Raw genomic sequence first — 18405 nt, 5'->3', positions numbered from 1 at the left:
CCCCGGCTCGTTCGTCCTGATAGCCAAGGGCGCCTTCCCGTGCGCCCATGGGGAGAGCCATCCAATGCGGTCGTCGTTGCGTGTCCTGTTGTTGAGCCTGGCCTGTTCAGCCGCACTGAGTGCGCAGGCGCAGAATTCCAAACCCGCGCAGGTCAACATCCCCGCCGGGGATCTGGTGGCGGCGCTGGATACGCTGGCGCGCCAATCCGGCACCCAGTTCGTGTACCGCGCCGACCAGCTCAAGGGCCTGCGCACCCAGGGCGTGCAAGGCAATCTCCCGGCCGACCAGGCGCTGGATCGCGTGCTCAGCGGCAGCGGCCACGTCGCCCGCCGCGACGCCGCCTCCGGCGCGGTGGTGATCGTCCGCCAGGATGCCCCGCCGCGCCCGGCGCCCGCCGCCCGCCCTACTCCGGCTCCCACCGGCCAGTCCGCTGAGGCCGCCGAGGAGCCCGTCACCCAACTCGAGAACGTGCAGGTCACCGGTTCGCGCATCCCGCGCGCGCAGATCGAGGGTCCGGCCCCGATCACCGTGGTCACCGCCGAGCAGATCCAGTCCGCCGGCTTCACCTCCGTGCCGGACGTGCTGCGCTCGCTCAGCCAGAACAGCGGCAGCGTGCAGGGCCAGCAGAACACCACCAGCGCCCAGTCCACTCCCGGCGCGCAGGCGGTCGACCTGCGCGGCCTTGGCCCGAACCATACCCTGGTGCTGATCAACGGCCGCCGCATCGCCGACTTTCCGCTGCCTCTCAACGGCCGCAGCAACTTCACCGACATCGGCAACATCCCGCTCGGCATGATCGATCGCATCGAAGTGCTGACCGGCAGCGCCTCGGCGGTGTACGGCTCCGACGCGATGGCCGGCGTGATCAACTTCATCCTCAAGAAGTCCACAGACGGCACCACCATCGACTACCGCTACGGCGACACCAGCCGCGGCGGCGGCGAGTCGCACAAGCTGACCCTGACCACCGGTTTCGAGCGCGGCGAGTTCAGCGGCATCGTCGGCGTGGAGTTCCTCAACAAGCGCCCGCTCTGGGGCTACGAGCGCAGCGTCCAGGATTCGACCCTGGATGCGCCGACCTCGCGCCGCCGGTTGCCGCGCCTGACCGCGCAGCTCTATGACTGGGACGACGACGTCAACATCGCCCCGGCGGACGGTTGCGCGGCGATGGCCGGCCTCAACCAGGGCACCACCGTGCTGGCCGAGGACCGTTTCGGCCAGCCGTACTGCGGCAGCGAGCGCGCCATCGCGTATCGCACCATCCAGAACGAGCGCAAGGGCTACAACGCTTACGGTTCGTTCGAGTATCGCTTCTCCGACACGCTGTCCTGGTTTGCCGATGTCCAGTTGGGCCGCCAGGAGGTCAAGCTGCTGACCGGCACCAATGGCAACGACGTGGTGAGCGATGTCATGGGTTGGGAGTTCCACGACCCGGCTTCGACCGACAACAACGACAAGGTGTTCTACAACGCCGTCACCGGCCACTACGAGACCTGGTCGCGCCAGTTCACCCCGGAGGAAATCGGCGGCCTGCGCAACCGCATGAACACCACCACCCAGAAAACCCTCGCGGTGACCACCGGCCTGCAAGGCGCTTTCGGCGAGGCCTGGAACTGGGAAGCGGCGTACAACCATTCGCAGTACAAGGCCGACGTGGGCATGCCGCGCATCTGGGCCGAGGCGGCCAACCGCCTGTTCCTGGGCGAACGCCAGGGTTACGACGCCGACGGCTACGCAATCTACAGCCCGGATCCGGCGCGCCTGTTCACCCCGCTCACCCAGGCCGAGTTCGCCAGCATCGCGGCGATGTCCACCTTCCGTCCGAAGGCCGAAAACGACAACCTCAGCTTCACCCTGGACACGCCGTCGCTGTTCACCCTGCCGGCTGGCGACGTCGGTTTCGCCGCCGCGATCGAGTACGGCCGGCAGTCGTACGAGATCAATCCCGATCCTTACGCGCTGACCGCCGACGCCTACTACGGCCCGCGCTACGGCGACGGCGAGGGCGACCGCGATCGCTGGAGCGTGGCGGGCGAATTCCGCCTGCCGCTGCTGTCCTCGCTGCAGGCCAGCCTGGCCGGCCGCTATGACCGCTACGAATACGGCAACAAGAATCCGGGCAAGTTCACCTACAGCGCCGGCCTGGAATGGCGCCCGTTCGACACGCTGCTGGTGCGCGGCTCCTACGGCACGGGCTTCCGGGCGCCGGACATGCACTACCTGTTCGCCGGCGATGACTACTACCGCACCCTGTCGACCGACTACTTCCAGTGCCGGACCGACGAGCCTGGCTTCAGCGACGGCGACTGCTACGACGACGGCACCTGGGACATCAACACCTTCGACGTCTACACCGGCAACATGGACCTGGACGTGGAAACCAGCAAGTCGTTCACCGCCGGCTTCGTGTGGTCGCCGGTGTCCTACTTCGACCTGGCCGTGGACTACTACAAGATCGAGGTGTCCAACCAGGTGCAGACGCAGAGCCGCGAACTGCTGCGCTCGACCGAGGCCGACTGCCGCCTGGGCGTGACCGACTCCGGCGCGTCGGTCGACATCAATTCGCCCACCTGCGTGGACGCGCTCTCGCGCGTCATCCGCGACCAGGACGGCTTCATCACCAGCGTGCACTTCAGCCCGATCAACATCGCCAAGGAGGAAACCTCGGGCGTCGACGTGACCGCCAACTACCGCCTGTTGACCGCCAGCGCCGGCGACTTCGTGTTCCGCGCCAACTACAACTGGACCCATCGCCACACCCGCCAGCTGTATCCGGGCGATCCGACCGAGGACATGCTGGACGTGAGCTTCGCGGACACCACGCTGCCGCGCAACAAGGGCAACGTCGGCGTGAGCTGGGACAAGGGCGCGTTCGGGGCCAGCCTGTTCGGCAACTACGTGGGCCGCGTGGCCAACTACAACAACGATGCCTGGACAGAATCGACCTGGCGCTTCAATGCCGGCGCGCGCTACGACGTGACCGATCACCTGCGCATCTCGCTGTCGATCAACAACCTGTTCGACAAGATGCCACCGCGCGACGCCACCTGGGCGAACTATCCGTACTACGACACCTCGTGGTTCGATTCGTTCGGCCGCAGCTACTACCTGCAGTTCACCTGGAAGCTGGGCGGATCGGCGCTGTAAGCCAGCCACCGGTTCCGGATCGCAACAAGGAAAACCCGCCTCACGGCGGGTTTTCTTTCGGGTTCATTCCGGCGGACGCGTCATCCGCGGGCCATCACACCGTCCCGCGGTTCTTCCCCTGCCAGGGCCGGTACCAGGCGCGGATCGCGGCCATGTCGACCTCGGCATCGCCGGTGGGGTAATAGACATCGCCAATGCCGATGGTTTTTTCGGGGTAATGGAAATAGGCCATCAGGATCGGCACCTGCGCCTGATGGGCGATCTTCAGGAAGCCGCCCTTCCACTTCTCCACCCGCTTGCGGGTGCCCTCGGGAGTCAGCGCGAACCACATCCGCTCCGACTCACGGATCATCCGCACCGCCTGCTCCACCGTGCCCTGCGGCGAACTGCGATCCACCGGTACCACGCCGAGCTTGCGCAACAGCGGCGAGAGCGGCCACCAGAACAGCTGCGCCTTGCCCAGCACGCGCACCTTGAAGCCCATCGCGATCTTCGCCGCCATACCCCAGATGCCGTCCCAGTTGGACGAATGCGGCGCCACGATCAGGACCAGCTTGGGGATGTCCGGCAACGTACCCACCACCTTCCAGCCGAAGGTGCGCAGGAAGGTGCGCCCCATCCAGCGGGTGAACCGGTTGGGCGGCACCTGCGGCATGTTCGGCGGAATGGCGGGGATGACGTCCTGGGCGTCGCTCAATCGATTACTCCCAATGGCTCTTCTGCGAACGGCCGCGCTTGACTTCGCTGCGCTCGCGCTTGGCGTCCAGGCGCCGGGCCTTGGCCGCGCGCGATGGCTTGGTGGCGATGCGGGGCCGGGGCACGTGCATCGCCGCGGCGATGAACGCGGCCAGGCGCTCGCGGGCGTCCTGCCGGTTGCGATCCTGGGTGCGGAAACGCTGGGCGTCGATGACCAGCACGCCCTCGTCGGTCAGGCGCCGGTCGCGGCGGGCCAGCAGGCGTTCGCGCAGGGGTTCGGGCAACGACGGCGACCGCGCCACGTCGAACCGCAGTTCGACCGCGGTGGCCACCTTGTTGACGTTCTGCCCGCCCGCGCCGCTGGCGCGCACGAACCGTTCCACCAGTTCGTCGTCCGGAATCGCCAGCGTGGGCGTGATGTCGAGTCGTCCGCTCCCCATGCGCGGATTGTAGTGGAGGTCGCGTACCGCCCGCATGACAGCGGGCCGGCCGGCGCACGTGATTTAACGCCTCGTTTACTTCCGCCTCGGCACCATGCAGACCCTCTGTTTTCCGTATGGACGCCCGATGAAGAAGATGCCGCTGTTTTCGCGCCTGGTCATGATCGCGGGGCTGGCGCTGGGGGCCGGCACCGCCTGGGCGGCGGAACCTTCGGATGCGGACATCGAGAAACTGCTGCAGGCCTCGCGTGCCGAGAGCATGCTCAACGCGATCATCCCGCAGATGGAAACCATGCAGCGGCAGCAATTCGACCAGCTGATGGCCGGCAAGGAGCTGACCGCGGAGCAGCGCGCCGAAGCCGACCGGATCATGGCCAAGACCAACGAGATCATGCGCAAGGCACTGTCCTGGCAGGAAATGCGGCCGCTGTACGTGGATGTCTACAAGAAGACCTTCACCCGCGAGGACGTGCGCGCGATCACCAAGTTCTACGAGAGCCCGGCCGGCCGCAGCCTGCTCGACAAGACGCCCGCGCTGATGCAGAACCTGATGGGCGCCATCCAGCAGAAGATGGTCCCGATGATGGAAGAGCTGCAGGCCGAGATCCAGAACGTCACCCCGGCTCCGGTACCCGCCCCGCCGGTCACCCCGTCGCAGCCGCGACGCAAGAAAAAGCGCTGACGTAGAGCGGAGCTTGCTCCGCTGCGCGACGCCCTGGGCAACGCGAACATCCAGATATCCCGCCAGCGGAGCAAGCTCCGCTCTACGCCAGCAGGGGATCCGGGGGGAGCTGCGCGAGCGGGGGCAGGCGCCAGTCGATCGGGGCCTGGCCGCGCTCCTGCAGGTAACGGTTGGCCGCGGAGAAGTGGCCGCAGCCAAGGAAGCCCCGGTGCGCCGACAGCGGCGAGGGATGCGGCGCGCGCAGCACGCGGTGCCGGCGCGCGTCGATGACCTTGCCCTTGGCCTGCGCATAGCTGCCCCACAGCAGGAACACCAGGCCTTCGCGCTCGCGCGCCAGGGTCTCGATGACGTGATCGGTGAAGCCTTCCCAGCCCTTGCCCTGATGGGCGCCCGCGCGTGACTCCTCCACCGTCAGCACCGCGTTGAGCAGCAGCACGCCCTGCCGCGCCCACGGCAGCAGGCAGCCGTGATCCGGTGGCGCGATGCCCAGATCGCTCTGGATTTCCTTGTAGATGTTGACCAGCGACGGTGGCACCGGCACGCCCGGACGCACCGAGAAGCACAACCCATGCGCCTGCCCCGGCCCGTGATACGGATCCTGGCCCAGGATCACCACCTTGGCGGCGTCGAACGGCGTCGCCTCGAACGCGGAGAAAATCTGCGGACCCGGCGGATAGATGCGCGCCCCGGCCGCCTTGCGCTGGCGCAGGAACTCCGACAGCGCCTGCATCTCCGGCCGCAGCAACCAGTCGCCGACATGCTGTTTCCAGGAGGGTTCGAGCTTGATGCGGTCGGGGTCGGACATATCGGGAATCGGGAATCGGGAATCGGGAATCGGGAATCGGGAATCGGGAATCGGGAATCGGGACAAGCTTAGCCGCCATCCGGCCAATCCGCTTTCTTCGCTTTTACGATTCCCTACTCCCGATTCTCCATTCCCGGCAATTCAACGCCCTTCCATCCGCGCCAACCGCAGCTGGAACAACACCTTGGTGACCAGCAGACGTTCCTCGATCGGTTTGAGCACCAGATCATTCGCACCGGCCTGCAGCAGCACGGCCTGGTTGTCGCGATTGCTGTCGCCGGTCATCACCAGGATGGGCAGGCGGCGCTTGCCGTAGGCGAAGTCGATGCGGATCCGCTGCACCACGTCGCGGCCGCTGAGTTCGCCCTTCAGGGTCACGTCGGTCAGTACCAGGTCGAAGCGGTGGGTCGAAAGGCCGAGCGATTCGGCGGTGAGCAGGGCGAAGGCATCCTCGGCGCGCAGCACGTGCACCACGTTGAGCGATTGCCGTTCCAGCATGCGCTTGGTGGTCTCCGCGACCACCCGGCTGTCTTCCACGTACAGGATGGTCGCACCGGGAATCGGCTCGGGCTGCACGTAGCCGCGGATGAAGGCGGCCAGCGCCTCGTGTCCCAGCGACTTGTCGAAATAGTCGGTGACGTATTCGTTGAAGCGGCGTTCTTCCAGGTGCTGCTGGGCGTCGCCGGACACCACGATCACCGGCACGTAGGCCTGGCCGGACGCTTCGCGCACGCTGCGCGCGATTTCCATGCCGTCACCGTCACGCAGCGCAAGCGCGGTGGTGACCAGGTGGATCTCGCCCTCGGCCAGCGCCCTGCGTGCCTCGGCGAGGCTGGCGCAGCCGATCACGTTGACGCCGGGCAGGTCCCGTTCGAGCACGTCGGCGATGAGCTTGCGCACCAGCTTGGAACCGTCGACCACCATCACCCGGGGGGCGTCGCTGATGAGGTGCCGGAGCGCGTCGGACATGCGGGCGGGTCAGGTGGTGGTCGGGCGAGTCTGCCGCAAGAAGTGTCCGGTCACCAGCCATGCGCCCAGCCAGCCGATCACTGTTGCCCCGGCCAGCACGGCGACGGCGCGCAACGGATCCAGTCCGGCCAGGGCGAAGCGGCTGCCGTAGCTCTGCGCCAGCGCGGTCAGCGAAGGCTGCAGGGCGGCGCCGGCGGCCACCAGCAGGCCCAGCGCCAGGGCGCCGGCGACCAGCCCGTACCAGGCGCCCAGGTAGATGAAGGGACGGCGGATGAAGCCGTCGCTGGCGCCCAGCAGCTGCAGCACGCCGATTTCCTCGCGCCGCGACTGGATGTCCAGCCGGACCGTATTGCCGACCACCAGCAGCGCGCCGATACCGAACAGCGCGGCCAGCACCCAGACCAGGCGTTCGCCGAAACCGAGCCAGCCGCGCAGGCGGTCGCGCCATTGCGCGTCGTGCTGGATCAGATCGGCTTCGGGCAGGCGTTCGAGCATCGCCACCAGCCCGGTCTCGTCGCCGCGCGGGGTCACCTGCAGCAGGGTCGGCAGCGGATTGCCCTCCAGCGCGTCCAGGCTGGCGCCCAGGCCGCTGCGCTCGCGAAACTCGGCCAGCCCCTGCTCGGGCGTGCGCAATTCCACCTTGGCCACGTCGGCGCGGCCGCCCAGCTGGACCGCCAGCACCCGCGCGCGCGGCTCCGGCACGTCGAGCTTGAGGAAAACGTCGATGCCGCGCGATTCACTGACATCGCCGGCGAACTGCTCGACATTGGTCAACGCCAGCCACAGGCCCAGTGGCAGCACGAACGCCACCGCCATCACCCCGATGGTGAGCAGGGTGGCCCACGGCCGCCGCACCAGCCGGCCCAGGCTGGAGACGAAGCTGTAGAGATGCTGGTCCAGCCAGATGCCGAAGCCCGAGCGCGGACGCGAGAAGCGGTTGCTGTCGTTCATTCGGCCAGATCCGCGGGCGAGATGTCGTCGACCAGCTGGCCGTGGTCCAGCACCAGCACGCGCTTGCGCATGCGCTTGAGCAGGGCCAGATCGTGGCTCACCACCAGCACGCTGGTGCCGCGTTCGGGCATGGAGGCGAACAGTTCCATGATTTCCGCGGCCAGGGTCGGATCGAGATTGCCGGTCGGTTCGTCGGCTACCAGCAGCTTGGGCTCGGCGACGATCGCCCGGGCAATGCCCACGCGCTGTTGTTCACCGGCCGACAGCTGGGTCGGCAGCGCCTTCTCGCGATGGCCCAGGCCGAGCCGGGCGAGCACTTCGCGGACCCGCTTCTGCACGTCGGCGCGCCGCTCGCCGCGCAGGATCAGCGGCAGCGAGACGTTCTCCATGATCGTGCGATCGGTCAGCAGGCGATGGTCCTGGTGGACCGCGCCGACCTCGCGGCGATGCAGCGGTATGCGTCCGCCGCGCACCTTCAGCAGGTTGCGGCCGGCGAACACCACCGCGCCGCGGCTCGGCCGTTCGCTCAGGTGGATCAGCTTGAGCAGCGTGCTCTTGCCGGCGCCGGAATGGCCGGTGACGAACAGCATCTCGCCCTCGGCCACTTCGAAGCTGACCTCCGACAGGGCGGTGTGCCCGCCGGGATACTGCTTGCTGACGTTTTCGAATCGAAGCACGCTCATGCGGCGATTATGCCGGAGCGCCCAACGCGGAAGCGATGCCCGCGTGGCGCCGGCATCGACGCGGAGGCGATGCCGGGCACCGGGTCGGCGTCAGCCGCCGACCAGCGACTTCAACTTGCGGCCCAGGCGGCTGAAGAACGACGGCTTGTCGTGCTTGCCGGCGACGGGCGCGTTCGCGGCGGGCTTGCCAGCGGCAGGCGCGGACGTGGACGCGGCGATGCCGGCGTCGGCGTTCTCCACCGGACGGCCATGACGGCGGCGGCGGCGCTTGCGCGGACCGCGTTCGCCCTCGGCGCGCTCCGGATGCGGGGCGCGCTCGCCCTCGGGACGCAGCGGGCGCTCGGCGGGTGCCGGCGTGGCGGCCGGGTTGTCCGCACGCGGCGGACGCGGGCTGCGCGGCTTGCGTTCGCCCTGCCCGCCTTCGCGGCGTTCACCCCGGCCACGCCCACCGCCACTGCCACTGCCGCCACCGCTGCGGCGGCCACCACCGCCACGGCGCTGTTCCTCGGCGCTGCGCTGTTCGCGCGCCTCGCGGAAGATCTGGCCGATGCTCTCGCCTTCCTCGCCCTCGCCGCCTTCCACCGGCGCGCGTTCGGGACGCGGCAGCGCGGTCAGCAGTTCGGCGGAGACCGCTTCGACCGGAATCTTCTGCTCGATGTACGCCTCGATATCGGGCAGAGACATCGCGTAGCGCTCGCAGGCGAAGCTGATCGCGTCGCCTTCCGCGCCCAGGCGGGCGGTGCGGCCGATGCGGTGGACGTAGTCCTCGGCATCGAACGGCAGGTCGTAGTTGTAGACGTGCGAGACGCCGTCGATGTGCAGGCCACGCGCGGCCACGTCGGTGGCGACCAGGATTTCCAGCTGGCCCTTCTGGAAGCGGTTGAGCAAGGTCTCGCGCTTCTTCTGCGGGACGTCGCCGGACAGCACGCCGACCCGGTAGCCGGCGCGCTCCAGCGCGCGCGCGACCCGCTCGACGAACGCCTTGGTGTTGACGAACACCATGGTGCGCGCGCCTTCGCTGCGCGACAGCAGGCCCAGCAGCAGCGGGATCTTCTCCTCGTCGGCCGGGAAGTACATGCGCTGGCGCACCCGCGCGGCGGTGACCGTCTCGGCCTCCACCACCAGCTTCTCGGGCTCGTTCATGTGCTCGTAGGCCAGCTCCAGCACGCGATGGCTGAGGGTGGCGCTGAACAGCAGGGTCTGGCGCTCGGTGCGGATCGGCATCCGCCGCAGCAGGAACCGGATGTCCTTGATGAAGCCCAGGTCAAACATGCGGTCGGCCTCGTCCAGCACGCAGACCTCGCAGGCGTGCAGGGAGACGACCTTGTGCTGCTTGACGTAGTCGATCAGGCGGCCGGGGGTGGCGATGATCACGTCCACGCCCTGCTGCAGCAGCTCACGCTGCTTGTCGTAGTCCACGCCGCCGTACACCAGCGCGAAGCGCAGGCCCAGGTCGGCGCCGAACTTCACCGCGTCCTTGTGGATCTGGATGGCCAGCTCGCGGGTCGGCGCCAGGATCAGCGCGCGCGGGTCTTCCGGCTTGCGCTCGGCCAGGGCCGGCCGCGACAGCAGGCGATTCATCACCGCCACCAGGAACGCCAGGGTCTTGCCGGTGCCGGTCTGGGCCTGGCCGGCGACATCGCGTCCGGCCAGCGCCACCGGCAGGGTGAGCGCCTGAATGGGGGTGCAGCGTGAAAAACCGGCGTTCTCCAACCCGGCCAGGAGGGCCGGATGCAGGTCGAACGAGGTAAAAGTAATGTCGGTTAAAGGTTTGTCGCTCATGCTTTCTTCTTTGCGCCGCAGTGTTCCGTTGGCGCGACTGATATAGGGACTGCTCGTGCTTGCATCGCCGTCGGCGGCGTCGCAAACTGCGCCCCCAAAGCCGGATCGCGCGGCCGCCAGGAATGACTTGATCTGGCCGCGGAACGCCCCAGTTTACCCCAAAGAGGTGGCCGTCCCCGGCCTCCCATCCGTCCGCGGCCCGCCGCGGCTCCGCAGGAGAACCCAGTGAGCGAAAAAGTAACCCATGTCGGCGACGCCGATTTCGAGGCCGCCGTTCTGCAATCCGGTGAACCGGTCCTGGTCGATTTCTGGGCCGAATGGTGCGGTCCGTGCAAGATGATCGCCCCGGTCCTGGACGAACTGGCCGAGACTTATGACGGCCGCCTGAAGGTGGTCAAGCTCAACGTGGACGAGAACCGCGCCACCGCCATCAAGTACCACGTCCGCAACATCCCGCTGCTGCTGCTGTTCAAGGACGGCCAGGTCCAGGCGACCCAGGTCGGCGCGGTCGGCAAGGGTCAGCTGACCCAGATGATCGACAAGACGCTCGGCGCCCAGACCGCCTGAGCCGGTCCGGCCGGGCGCCCCGGCTGAACCCGTGCGAACCCGCTGCGGCCCGGCGCTTGCCGTCGCCGCAGCGCGGTGCTAGTGTCCGCACATCCGGCGCCTTTTCTGCGCCGCACCCTTCTGAGTCACCCACACTCCTTCACCCGCCGCCGCGCGTTCGAGCCGGCGCTCGCCATAGCGAGGAATCGCACTTTGTCCGACAGCAGCAACGAAACCGGCGCCCCCGCCGAGAAGCGCGTGCGTAAGCCGCGCGTCGCCAAATCCGCCCCCGAAGCCGCCAGCGCGGCTCCTCCGGCCGAAGCGCCGGCCCCCGCGCCCCCGCCGCCCGCTCCGGCTCCTGCCGTCGAAGCGCCGCGCGCCGCCGCGCCCGCCCAGCCGGAAGGCGCCGCCGACACCGGCGGCGGCCAGCAGCAGGGCCAGGGGGATGGCGAGCCGCGCGACCAGCGCGACGGCAACCGCTTCAACAACAACAACAACCGCCGCGACCGCTTCCGCAACCGCCGTGACCGCGAGCGCGGCCGCGACCGCTACAACGACGGCATGCCCGGCGACGGCAACGGCGGCAACGAGAATTACGTCCCGCGCCAGATGCCGAGCGTCCCGGACGGCTTCCCGCAGTACTCGCTGGGCGACCTCAAGCGTATGCCGGCGCCCAAGCTGCTGGAAATCGCCGAGCAGCTGAACATCCAGGAAGGCGTGGCCCGCGCCCGCAAGCAGGACGTCATCTTCGCCCTGCTGAAGGTGCTGACCCGCCACGGCGAAGGCGTGGCCGCCGACGGCGTGCTGGAAATCCTGCCGGACGGCTTCGGCTTCCTGCGCGCGGCCGAGGCCAGCTACCTGGCCGGCCCGGACGACGTCTACATCAGCCCCAGCCAGATCCGCCGCTTCAACCTGCGCACCGGCGACCACCTGTCCGGCCGCATCCGCTTCCCGAAGGACGGCGAGCGCTACTTCGCGCTGTCGACCATCGACACCATCAACGGCGAGCCGCTGGAAGCGTCGAAGAACAAGGTGCTGTTCGAGAACCTGACCCCGCTGTTCCCGCGTCGCCGCTTCACCCTGGAGCGTGGCAACGGTTCGTCGGAAGACATCGCCGGCCGCATCCTCGACCTGATGGCGCCGCAGGGCAAGGGCCAGCGCGCGCTGATCGTGTCGCCGCCCAAGGCCGGCAAGACGATCATGATGCAGCAGATCGCCACCGCCATCACCACCAACCACCCGGACGTGCACCTGATCGTGCTGCTGGTGGACGAGCGTCCGGAAGAAGTCACCGAGATGCAGCGCACCGTGCGCGGTGAAGTGGTGTCGTCGACCTTCGACGAGCCCGCCGCCCGCCACGTGCAGGTCGCCGAGATGGTGATCGAGCGCGCCAAGCGCCTGGTCGAGCACAAGAAGGACGTGGTGATCATGCTCGACTCGATCACCCGCCTGGCCCGCGCCTACAACAACGTCGTGCCCAGCTCCGGCAAGGTGCTGACCGGTGGCGTGGACGCCAACGCCCTGCATCGTCCGAAGCGCTTCTTCGGCGCCGCGCGCAACGTCGAGGAAGGCGGCTCGCTGACCATCATCGCCACCGCGCTGGTCGAAACCGGCAGCAAGATGGACGAGGTGATCTACGAAGAGTTCAAGGGCACCGGCAACAGCGAAGTGCACCTGAACCGCCGCATCACCGAGAAGCGCGTCTACCCGGCCATCGACATCAACCGCTCCGGCACCCGCCGCGAGGACCTGCTGATCGAGCCGGAACTGCTGCAGAAGATCTGGATCCTGCGCAAGCTGCTCCATCCGATGGACGAAATCGCCGCGATGGAGTTCCTGCTGGACAAGATGAAGAACACCAAGTCCAACGACGAGTTCTTCGCTTCGATGAAGCGCTGAACCAACCGCAAGACGGAAACGCCGGCCCACGCCGGCGTTTCCATTTCCGGCTTCGCTTTCCTCCGATACCGCCATGGATCAACTCAACGCGATGCGCGCCTTCCGGCGGGTTGTCGAACTGGGCGGCTTCGCCCGCGCGGCCGAGGATCTGGGCGCGTCCGCGGCCGGCCTGAGCAAGCAGATCCGGCAACTGGAGGAACACCTGGGCGCGGTGTTGCTGCAGCGGACCACCCGCCGGATGAGCCTGACCGACGCCGGGCAGGCCTACTTCGCCGAATGCAGCCGGCTGCTGGACGAAATGGATCGAGTCGAGCACGCGCTGCGCGCGCAGGCCGGCCAGGTCGAGGGCCGCTTGCGGGTCAACGCACCAACCTCGTTCGGCCTGGCCGTGCTGTCGCCGCTGCTCGGGGATTTCCTGGCCCGGCATCCGCGGCTGAAGCTGGATCTGGCGCTGGACGATCGCGTGCTCGACGTGATCGGCACCGGCTTCGACGTGTCCCTGCGCGTGCGCAGCACGCTGGAGGATTCCTCGTTGATCGCGCGCCGGCTCGGCACGATCCAGCAGATGCTGTGCGCTTCGCCGGACTATCTGCAGCGGCGCGGCGTGCCGGGCACGCCGTCCGAGCTGCTCCAGCACGATGTGCTCGCCTACGCCTTGGCCGACACGCCCGACAGTTGGCAATTGCAGGGCCCCGAAGGAATGACGCGGGTGGCGCTGCCGCCGGCGCGCACCGTCGTCAACAACAGCCTGATGCTGCGCGATCTGCTGTGCGTCGGCCTCGGCATCGGCGCGCTGCCTTCGTTCCTGGCCGCGCCGGCCATCGCCTCCGGCCGTCTGCGGCGCATCCTGCCGGCCTGCGGTTATCCGCCCCGGCAGGTGTATGCGATCTATCCCACCACGCGGCACCTGCCGCCCAAGGTGCAGGTCTTCGTCGATTTCCTCGCCCAGGCGCTGCCGCCCCTGCTGGAAACCGATTCGTAACCGGCAGCGAAAACTGTCCGCACCCGCGAGGCATTTTTCGCCGCCGGCCACGCGCTCAAGCTGGGAATCCCCGGGCCGCCTGTTCCAGGCGCCCGCTCCACAAGGATTCCCGCAACATGAGTGCTTCCCTTCCCCGTCCCCTGCGTCATCTGGCCCTGTCCGCGCTGCTGGCCGCTTCCCTGTCCGCCGCCGCGAACGGCCATGCCGGCGAGGTCGGCACCAGCCCCTGGGGTCCCGGTGACGAAATCGGCCGGCTCAACCTGATCACGCCCGAGTCCCGCGCCGCGATCCTGTCGCGCGTCGATGGCCGTCGCGCCTATGACCTGGCCACCGATTACTACATCGGCATGCCCAGCTGGCAGGGCGCGGGCGATCCGCACTACCAGTTCTGGATGACCCATACGCCGCGCGGCACCGCCGTCGACGATCCGATGGGCGTGGGCGACCCGCTCAACGCCAGCACCAGCTACACCGGCACCGCGTTCTCGATGTACAGCCACACCGGCACCCACATCGACGCGCTCAACCATTTCGGCCTGCACGGGCGGATCTGGAATGGCTTCAGTGCCGACGAACACCTGGGCGATCGCGGCTGGCGCAAGGCCGGCATCGAGAAGTTCCCGAACCTGATCGCCCGCGGCGTGCTGATCGACGTCGCCGCGGCCAAGGGCGTGGAAATGCTGGCGGATCAGTACCGCATCACCCGCGCCGACCTGCAGGCGGCGCTGGCGAAGCAGAAGGTGAAACTGCAGCGCGGCGACGTCGTGCTGATCCGCACCGGCCGGATGCGCCTGTTCGACCAGCCGGATGCCTACATGGCCAATCCTCCAGGCATGAGCCTGGACGCGGCGCGCTACCTGGTCGAGGACGGCGGAGCGATGGTGGTCGGCGCCGACAACCTGAGCTTCGAGACTTTTCCCTCGCAGGAACCCGACGCCTACGTTCCGCTGCACACCTACCTGCTGGCCGAACAGGGCGTGCCGATCATCGAGCTGATCGCCCTGGACGAACTCTCGCGTGACAAGGTCTACGAGTTCGCCTTCATCGGCGGCCCGCTGAAGATCCGGGGTGGCGATGCGGCGCCGTTGCGACCGATCGCACTGCCGCTCAAGTGACGGTCGCGTCCGGAACCGTTCCTCCGGATGTCATCACGCCTACAGAAACGCCCCGCGCAGCGGGGCGTTTCTGTAGAACAGGAAACCGGAGGAAGCCCTGGCGCTCAACCGGACAGCGGCGTCAGTAGGCGGCGACCCTTGCCGACCTCGTAGACTTCGCCGGCCACCAGCGCATCCGGGGCGCACGCATCGTCCTGCTCCATCCAGGGCGCGCTCTGGCGAGGCCCGGGAATGTAGGCACGCCATTCGCCGTAGCCGGGTAGCTTTTCGCCCCAGAAGAGGAAGTCCACCGGTACGCGCACCTGCCAGAACGGGGCATTGGCGGTGTCGCCTTCTGTGGGCGGCTGGAATCGCCAGCGCCTGGCCGCCGTCAGCGCCGCTTCCGAAAGCCATTTGCGCATCTGCCGCATCTGGCGCTCGTTGCCGACGGTGCCCAGGTTGACCTGCTCGGCAAGCACTTCGCCGACCGAACCGTCCCGCTCCACCTTGATCACCAGGTACACGCTGCCGCGCGCGCCCATGCGCACGGCATTCTCCGGAAAACGTGGCGGCGTCATCTGGATGCTGCGAACCGAGTCGGCGCGCTGCCGGAGCTTTTCCGGATCCGCTTCGTCGCCGAAATGGCCACCGGTCAGCGTAACCCGGTAGTTGCCATCCTCAAGCCGGTTGGCCACCACGCGCAAACTCATCCTCGCCTTGCCACGCTGAGGATTGCCGTCAATCACGATGGGTTCGAACTTCCATCCGCCCGAGGCTTTGTCGATCAACTCCGCGACCGCTGCCGGCAACTTCTCCCGCTGATCGATATCGAGCCGGCCAACCGCGCCATCGGCTTCAATGATCACCCAGCCGGTCACCAGCATGCTGGCCTCGGTCTGCTTCCTGATCTCCTTGATGCTCAACTCCGCACTGGCGGCGCCGCTGATCAGCAGCGCCGCGACGCACAGGCAAGCGCGTGCGATTGCCAATGTTCCTTTCATCGCAAGTTCCTCGAATGATCCGCCATCGAGCCTAGCGGGCGAGGAAACCGCCTTCAATTAACATTGACATTCCCGCAGGCCACGGGAAATTGCGCGAACGCCTCGGCTAACGGAGCGTCTCCGCGTCCAGGGCCAGGCAATACTCAGCCCGACAGCGGCGTGAGCAGGCGCCGGCCCTTGCCGATCTCGTAGACGCCGCCGGCCACCATGGCGTCCGGAGCGTCGTCCCCGCCATGCTCCGATTGCATCCACGGCGCACTCTGGCGGGGGCCCGGAACATAGACCTCCCACCGGCCGTAGCCCGGCGCTTTCTTCTCGGGCATCTTGTAATCCACGGGCACCCGCACCAGCCAGAACGGCGCCGCCGCCTCCGCGCCTTCCGTTGGCGGCCGGAAGATCCATTTCTTCGCCACCGCCAGGGCCGATTCGGAGAACGCGTCACGGGCCTGCTGCATCAATCGCTCGTTGCCGACAAAGCCCAGATTGACCTGTTCGGCGATCACATCCGCAACCGTGCCATCGCGCGCCACCTTGACCACCAGATACACGGTGCCCTGTGCGCCCGCGCGCGCCACGCCTCCCGGATAGGCGGGCGGCAAGAGCTTGACGCTCCGCACGGAGTCATTGCGCTTCTGGCGCTCTTCCGGACTGATCGCCTCGTCGCCGAAATGGCCGCCGCGCAGCGCCACCTGGAAGTCGCCATTCGGCAGCTTGTTGGCCACCACCCGCAAGCTCATCCGCGCCTTGCCGCGGCGCCCGACGCCATCGACCAGGATCGGTTCGAACTTCCAGCTCGCAGCAGCCTTGTCGATCAGGCCGGCTACGGCCGGTGGCAGTTTCTCGCGCTGATCGAGATCCAGTTTCGCCACCGTGCCGTCCGGCTCGATGATGACCGCGCCGGTCACCAGCATGCTGGCCTCGACCTGCGCGCGGACTTCCTTGATGCCGGCAACCGCCGTGCAGGCGATACCGAGCAGCAATGCGATCGCCAGCCATCGGCCCATTCCGCGCATTTCCATGATCATGACATTGCTCCTCCGCTATTCGTCCGACACCGACGCCTGCATATCCCCCATGACGAATCAGCCTCCTCCTTCCAGTCGCCTGAAAGGCGAATCCAATGCCACCGGACGCTGATCATCGCCCTGTTTCATCAGGGCCATGCATTCGGGCTTGTCGACCTTCGCGTTCGCCGCCACTGTCCCGCGCAAGCGGCGTTCGAAGTGCAAGGGCATCCTCATTCGCGTCCGGACCGGCTTTCCGTCCACTTCTTCCGGCATGAAACGCAGCTGCTCCACCCAATCCTCGATGGCCTGCTGGAACAGGCGCCGGCTGCGTGCCGGCTTGAACTCGACCGTTTCCAGCGTGGCACTACCGTCGGGTTCCACCACGAACTGCACCAGCCCACTGCCGCCGGCCTGTTGCTTCACCGCTTCGACCGGGTATTGCGGCGGCGGCGACCTCCCATCCGGTCGCCACGCGCCCGGCCCGGCGCCCTTGTAGTCGATCGCCAGTTGATAGCCTTCAGACACCGGTGCGGCGCATACGCCCAGGGTCAGGTAGGTCTTGCCTGCGCGCGGCTGTCCATCGACATCGGGCGGGACGAATCGCCACTGCGTGATCTGGTTGCGGACAAAGGACGCCACCACCTCCGGTAGCTGCTCCGGAAGCTGGATATCCGTGGGACGCCCCATCGCGTCGATGCTCACCGCGGCCCGGGTCTGGAACATCAACAATTCCTGCTCCCCGGGATGGGCCGCCGATGCGACGCAGGTGCAGGCCATCAACAAGGCCGCTGTCAGTATCCGGCCACGTCGCCGCGGAAAACCCCATCGCTTCATCCTTCTTCCCCCATCCCATCCATGTCCATGCCTGTCCTGGAAAACGCGATCAGAGCGCGGTTCCCACCACGGGCGTTTTCAGTTTCACCGAGTAGTCCAGCGCCAGGACTTCGCCGTCCTTCAAGCCGGACGCATCAAACGCCTGGCGGGAAGGCGCGAGCCAGGGGATCGGTCGGGCTGGCCCTGCCGATTCGTAGTGCCAGCCCTCCCGTGGAGGGCGGTCCACATTCATCCGGTAGCTGATCGGCACGATCAGGGTGGTGTCCCCTTGCTCGTGCAAGGCCGTATCGACGGGTTCGAACGTCCAGTCGCGCGCGGCTTCCACCGACGCGGTTTCCAGCAGCGCTCCCCACTTTTCGGCCGCCTTGGCGGCAACTTTCTTGTACGGCCAGGAGGTCTGCACGGCCACGGCGTCAATCACCTTGCCCGAAGCATCGACCCTGACCGCCACCAGTACGTCGCCGCCCACGCCATTGATCGCCGCCTGCTTGGGATAGCGCGGCGGCTTCATCGAGACCGCGTCCCGATACCCCGAGAAGCGGACGTCCTCCACTTGCAATTGGAAGCCCTCGGTCACCTCTCGGGCGATCAGTGTCAGGTGAACGCGGGCCTTCGCATGGGTCGCCTTGCCGTCACGCAGCACAGGCTCGAACTTCCATTGCCGCACCGAGCGCTCGACCAGCGACTTGACCTCCGGCGTCAGCTCGGTGTCGATCCGGTAATCGAACACGGCACCGGTCGGGTCGATACCGATTTCCCCGTTTACCGGCAGCCGCAGCCCCGCATCCTGGGCCAGGACGGTCGTTGCCATGGCCCACAGGGCCAAACCCAGAATCCTTTTCATCAACCATTCTCCGGTTCGACGACCACGAAATGCGGATCCCGC

The 18405-nt window shown here is 67.6% G+C and carries 17 protein-coding genes; 6 read left to right on the top strand and 11 right to left on the bottom strand.

Going from position 1 to position 18405, the window contains the following annotated elements; translation table 11 throughout:
- The first annotated feature begins 64 nt into the window (after positions 1–64).
- The gene (locus ACTJI2_RS14640; RefSeq protein ID WP_318287987.1) at positions 65–3148 is read left to right on the top strand and encodes a TonB-dependent receptor; all 3084 of its coding nucleotides are present in this window, start codon (positions 65–67) and stop codon (positions 3146–3148) included.
- Between the two features lie 94 nt (positions 3149–3242).
- Here the strand turns inward: ACTJI2_RS14640 and ACTJI2_RS14635 are convergent, their stop codons facing one another.
- On the bottom strand, positions 3243–3803 hold the full coding sequence (locus ACTJI2_RS14635; RefSeq protein WP_203323790.1) for a lysophospholipid acyltransferase family protein: 561 nt from the start codon (positions 3801–3803) through the stop codon (positions 3243–3245).
- A 46-nt stretch (positions 3804–3849) separates the two neighbouring features.
- Positions 3850–4284, bottom strand: coding sequence for an alternative ribosome rescue aminoacyl-tRNA hydrolase ArfB (gene arfB, locus ACTJI2_RS14630; RefSeq protein WP_183639609.1), 435 nt, complete (start codon positions 4282–4284; stop codon positions 3850–3852).
- 127 nt (positions 4285–4411) lie between these two features.
- On the opposite strand from arfB, the gene ACTJI2_RS14625 reads away from it, so the two are divergent.
- Positions 4412–4966 (top strand): DUF2059 domain-containing protein, encoded by a 555-nt coding sequence (locus ACTJI2_RS14625; RefSeq protein ID WP_183639610.1) that lies wholly within the window; start codon positions 4412–4414, stop codon positions 4964–4966.
- 82 nt (positions 4967–5048) lie between these two features.
- On the opposite strand, the gene ung is transcribed toward ACTJI2_RS14625, so the two are convergent.
- The 5 genes from ung to rhlB form a co-directional block, all read right to left on the bottom strand.
- The gene (ung, locus tag ACTJI2_RS14620) at positions 5049–5771 is read right to left on the bottom strand and encodes a uracil-DNA glycosylase (RefSeq protein ID WP_192199463.1); all 723 of its coding nucleotides are present in this window, start codon (positions 5769–5771) and stop codon (positions 5049–5051) included.
- 141 nt (positions 5772–5912) lie between these two features.
- Positions 5913–6740, bottom strand: coding sequence for a response regulator (locus ACTJI2_RS14615; RefSeq protein WP_183639612.1), 828 nt, complete (start codon positions 6738–6740; stop codon positions 5913–5915).
- Between the two features lie 9 nt (positions 6741–6749).
- Complete coding sequence (ftsX, locus tag ACTJI2_RS14610; RefSeq protein ID WP_192199462.1) at positions 6750–7691, bottom strand: permease-like cell division protein FtsX; 942 nt, start codon at positions 7689–7691, stop codon at positions 6750–6752.
- Complete coding sequence (ftsE, locus tag ACTJI2_RS14605; RefSeq protein WP_141455105.1) at positions 7688–8374, bottom strand: cell division ATP-binding protein FtsE; 687 nt, start codon at positions 8372–8374, stop codon at positions 7688–7690. The genes ftsX and ftsE overlap by 4 nt, the downstream gene beginning before the upstream one ends.
- A 90-nt stretch (positions 8375–8464) precedes the next feature.
- Complete coding sequence (gene rhlB / locus ACTJI2_RS14600) at positions 8465–10156, bottom strand: ATP-dependent RNA helicase RhlB (protein WP_218533420.1); 1692 nt, start codon at positions 10154–10156, stop codon at positions 8465–8467.
- A 225-nt stretch (positions 10157–10381) separates the two neighbouring features.
- Between rhlB and trxA the strand changes: the two genes are divergently transcribed.
- The 4 genes from trxA (at position 10382) to ACTJI2_RS14580 (ending at position 14698) form a co-directional block, all read left to right on the top strand.
- The gene (trxA, locus tag ACTJI2_RS14595; RefSeq protein ID WP_141455103.1) at positions 10382–10723 is read left to right on the top strand and encodes a thioredoxin TrxA; all 342 of its coding nucleotides are present in this window, start codon (positions 10382–10384) and stop codon (positions 10721–10723) included.
- Positions 10724–10915: 192 nt separating this feature from the next.
- A complete protein-coding gene (gene rho, locus ACTJI2_RS14590; protein ID WP_183639615.1) occupies positions 10916–12601 on the top strand; it encodes a transcription termination factor Rho in 1686 nt (561 codons plus the stop codon).
- A gap of 73 nt (positions 12602–12674) precedes the next feature.
- Positions 12675–13583, top strand: coding sequence for a LysR family transcriptional regulator (locus tag ACTJI2_RS14585; RefSeq protein WP_318287991.1), 909 nt, complete (start codon positions 12675–12677; stop codon positions 13581–13583).
- A 116-nt stretch (positions 13584–13699) separates the two neighbouring features.
- Positions 13700–14698, top strand: a complete 999-nt coding sequence (locus tag ACTJI2_RS14580) for a cyclase family protein (protein ID WP_440842553.1) — start codon at positions 13700–13702, stop codon at positions 14696–14698.
- A gap of 104 nt (positions 14699–14802) precedes the next feature.
- Here ACTJI2_RS14580 and ACTJI2_RS14575 read toward each other — a convergent pair whose 3' ends face one another.
- The 4 genes from ACTJI2_RS14575 to ACTJI2_RS14560 form a co-directional block, all read right to left on the bottom strand.
- The gene (locus tag ACTJI2_RS14575) at positions 14803–15678 is read right to left on the bottom strand and encodes an energy transducer TonB (RefSeq protein WP_440842552.1); all 876 of its coding nucleotides are present in this window, start codon (positions 15676–15678) and stop codon (positions 14803–14805) included.
- A gap of 143 nt (positions 15679–15821) precedes the next feature.
- Positions 15822–16703 (bottom strand): energy transducer TonB, encoded by an 882-nt coding sequence (locus ACTJI2_RS14570; protein WP_440842551.1) that lies wholly within the window; start codon positions 16701–16703, stop codon positions 15822–15824.
- Positions 16704–16760: 57 nt separating this feature from the next.
- A complete protein-coding gene (locus ACTJI2_RS14565) occupies positions 16761–17408 on the bottom strand; it encodes a TonB family protein (protein WP_440842550.1) in 648 nt (215 codons plus the stop codon).
- Between the two features lie 160 nt (positions 17409–17568).
- Entirely contained in the window at positions 17569–18363 is a 795-nt protein-coding gene (locus tag ACTJI2_RS14560; protein ID WP_192199455.1) for an energy transducer TonB, read from the bottom strand.
- Between the last annotated feature and the right edge of the window lie 42 nt (positions 18364–18405).

Source organism: Pseudoxanthomonas sp. 22568 (genome assembly GCF_052044485.1).
In the GTDB taxonomy this organism is placed as follows: domain Bacteria; phylum Pseudomonadota; class Gammaproteobacteria; order Xanthomonadales; family Xanthomonadaceae; genus Pseudoxanthomonas_A; species Pseudoxanthomonas_A beigongshangi.
This window is presented reverse-complemented; position numbering and strand designations above follow the sequence as displayed.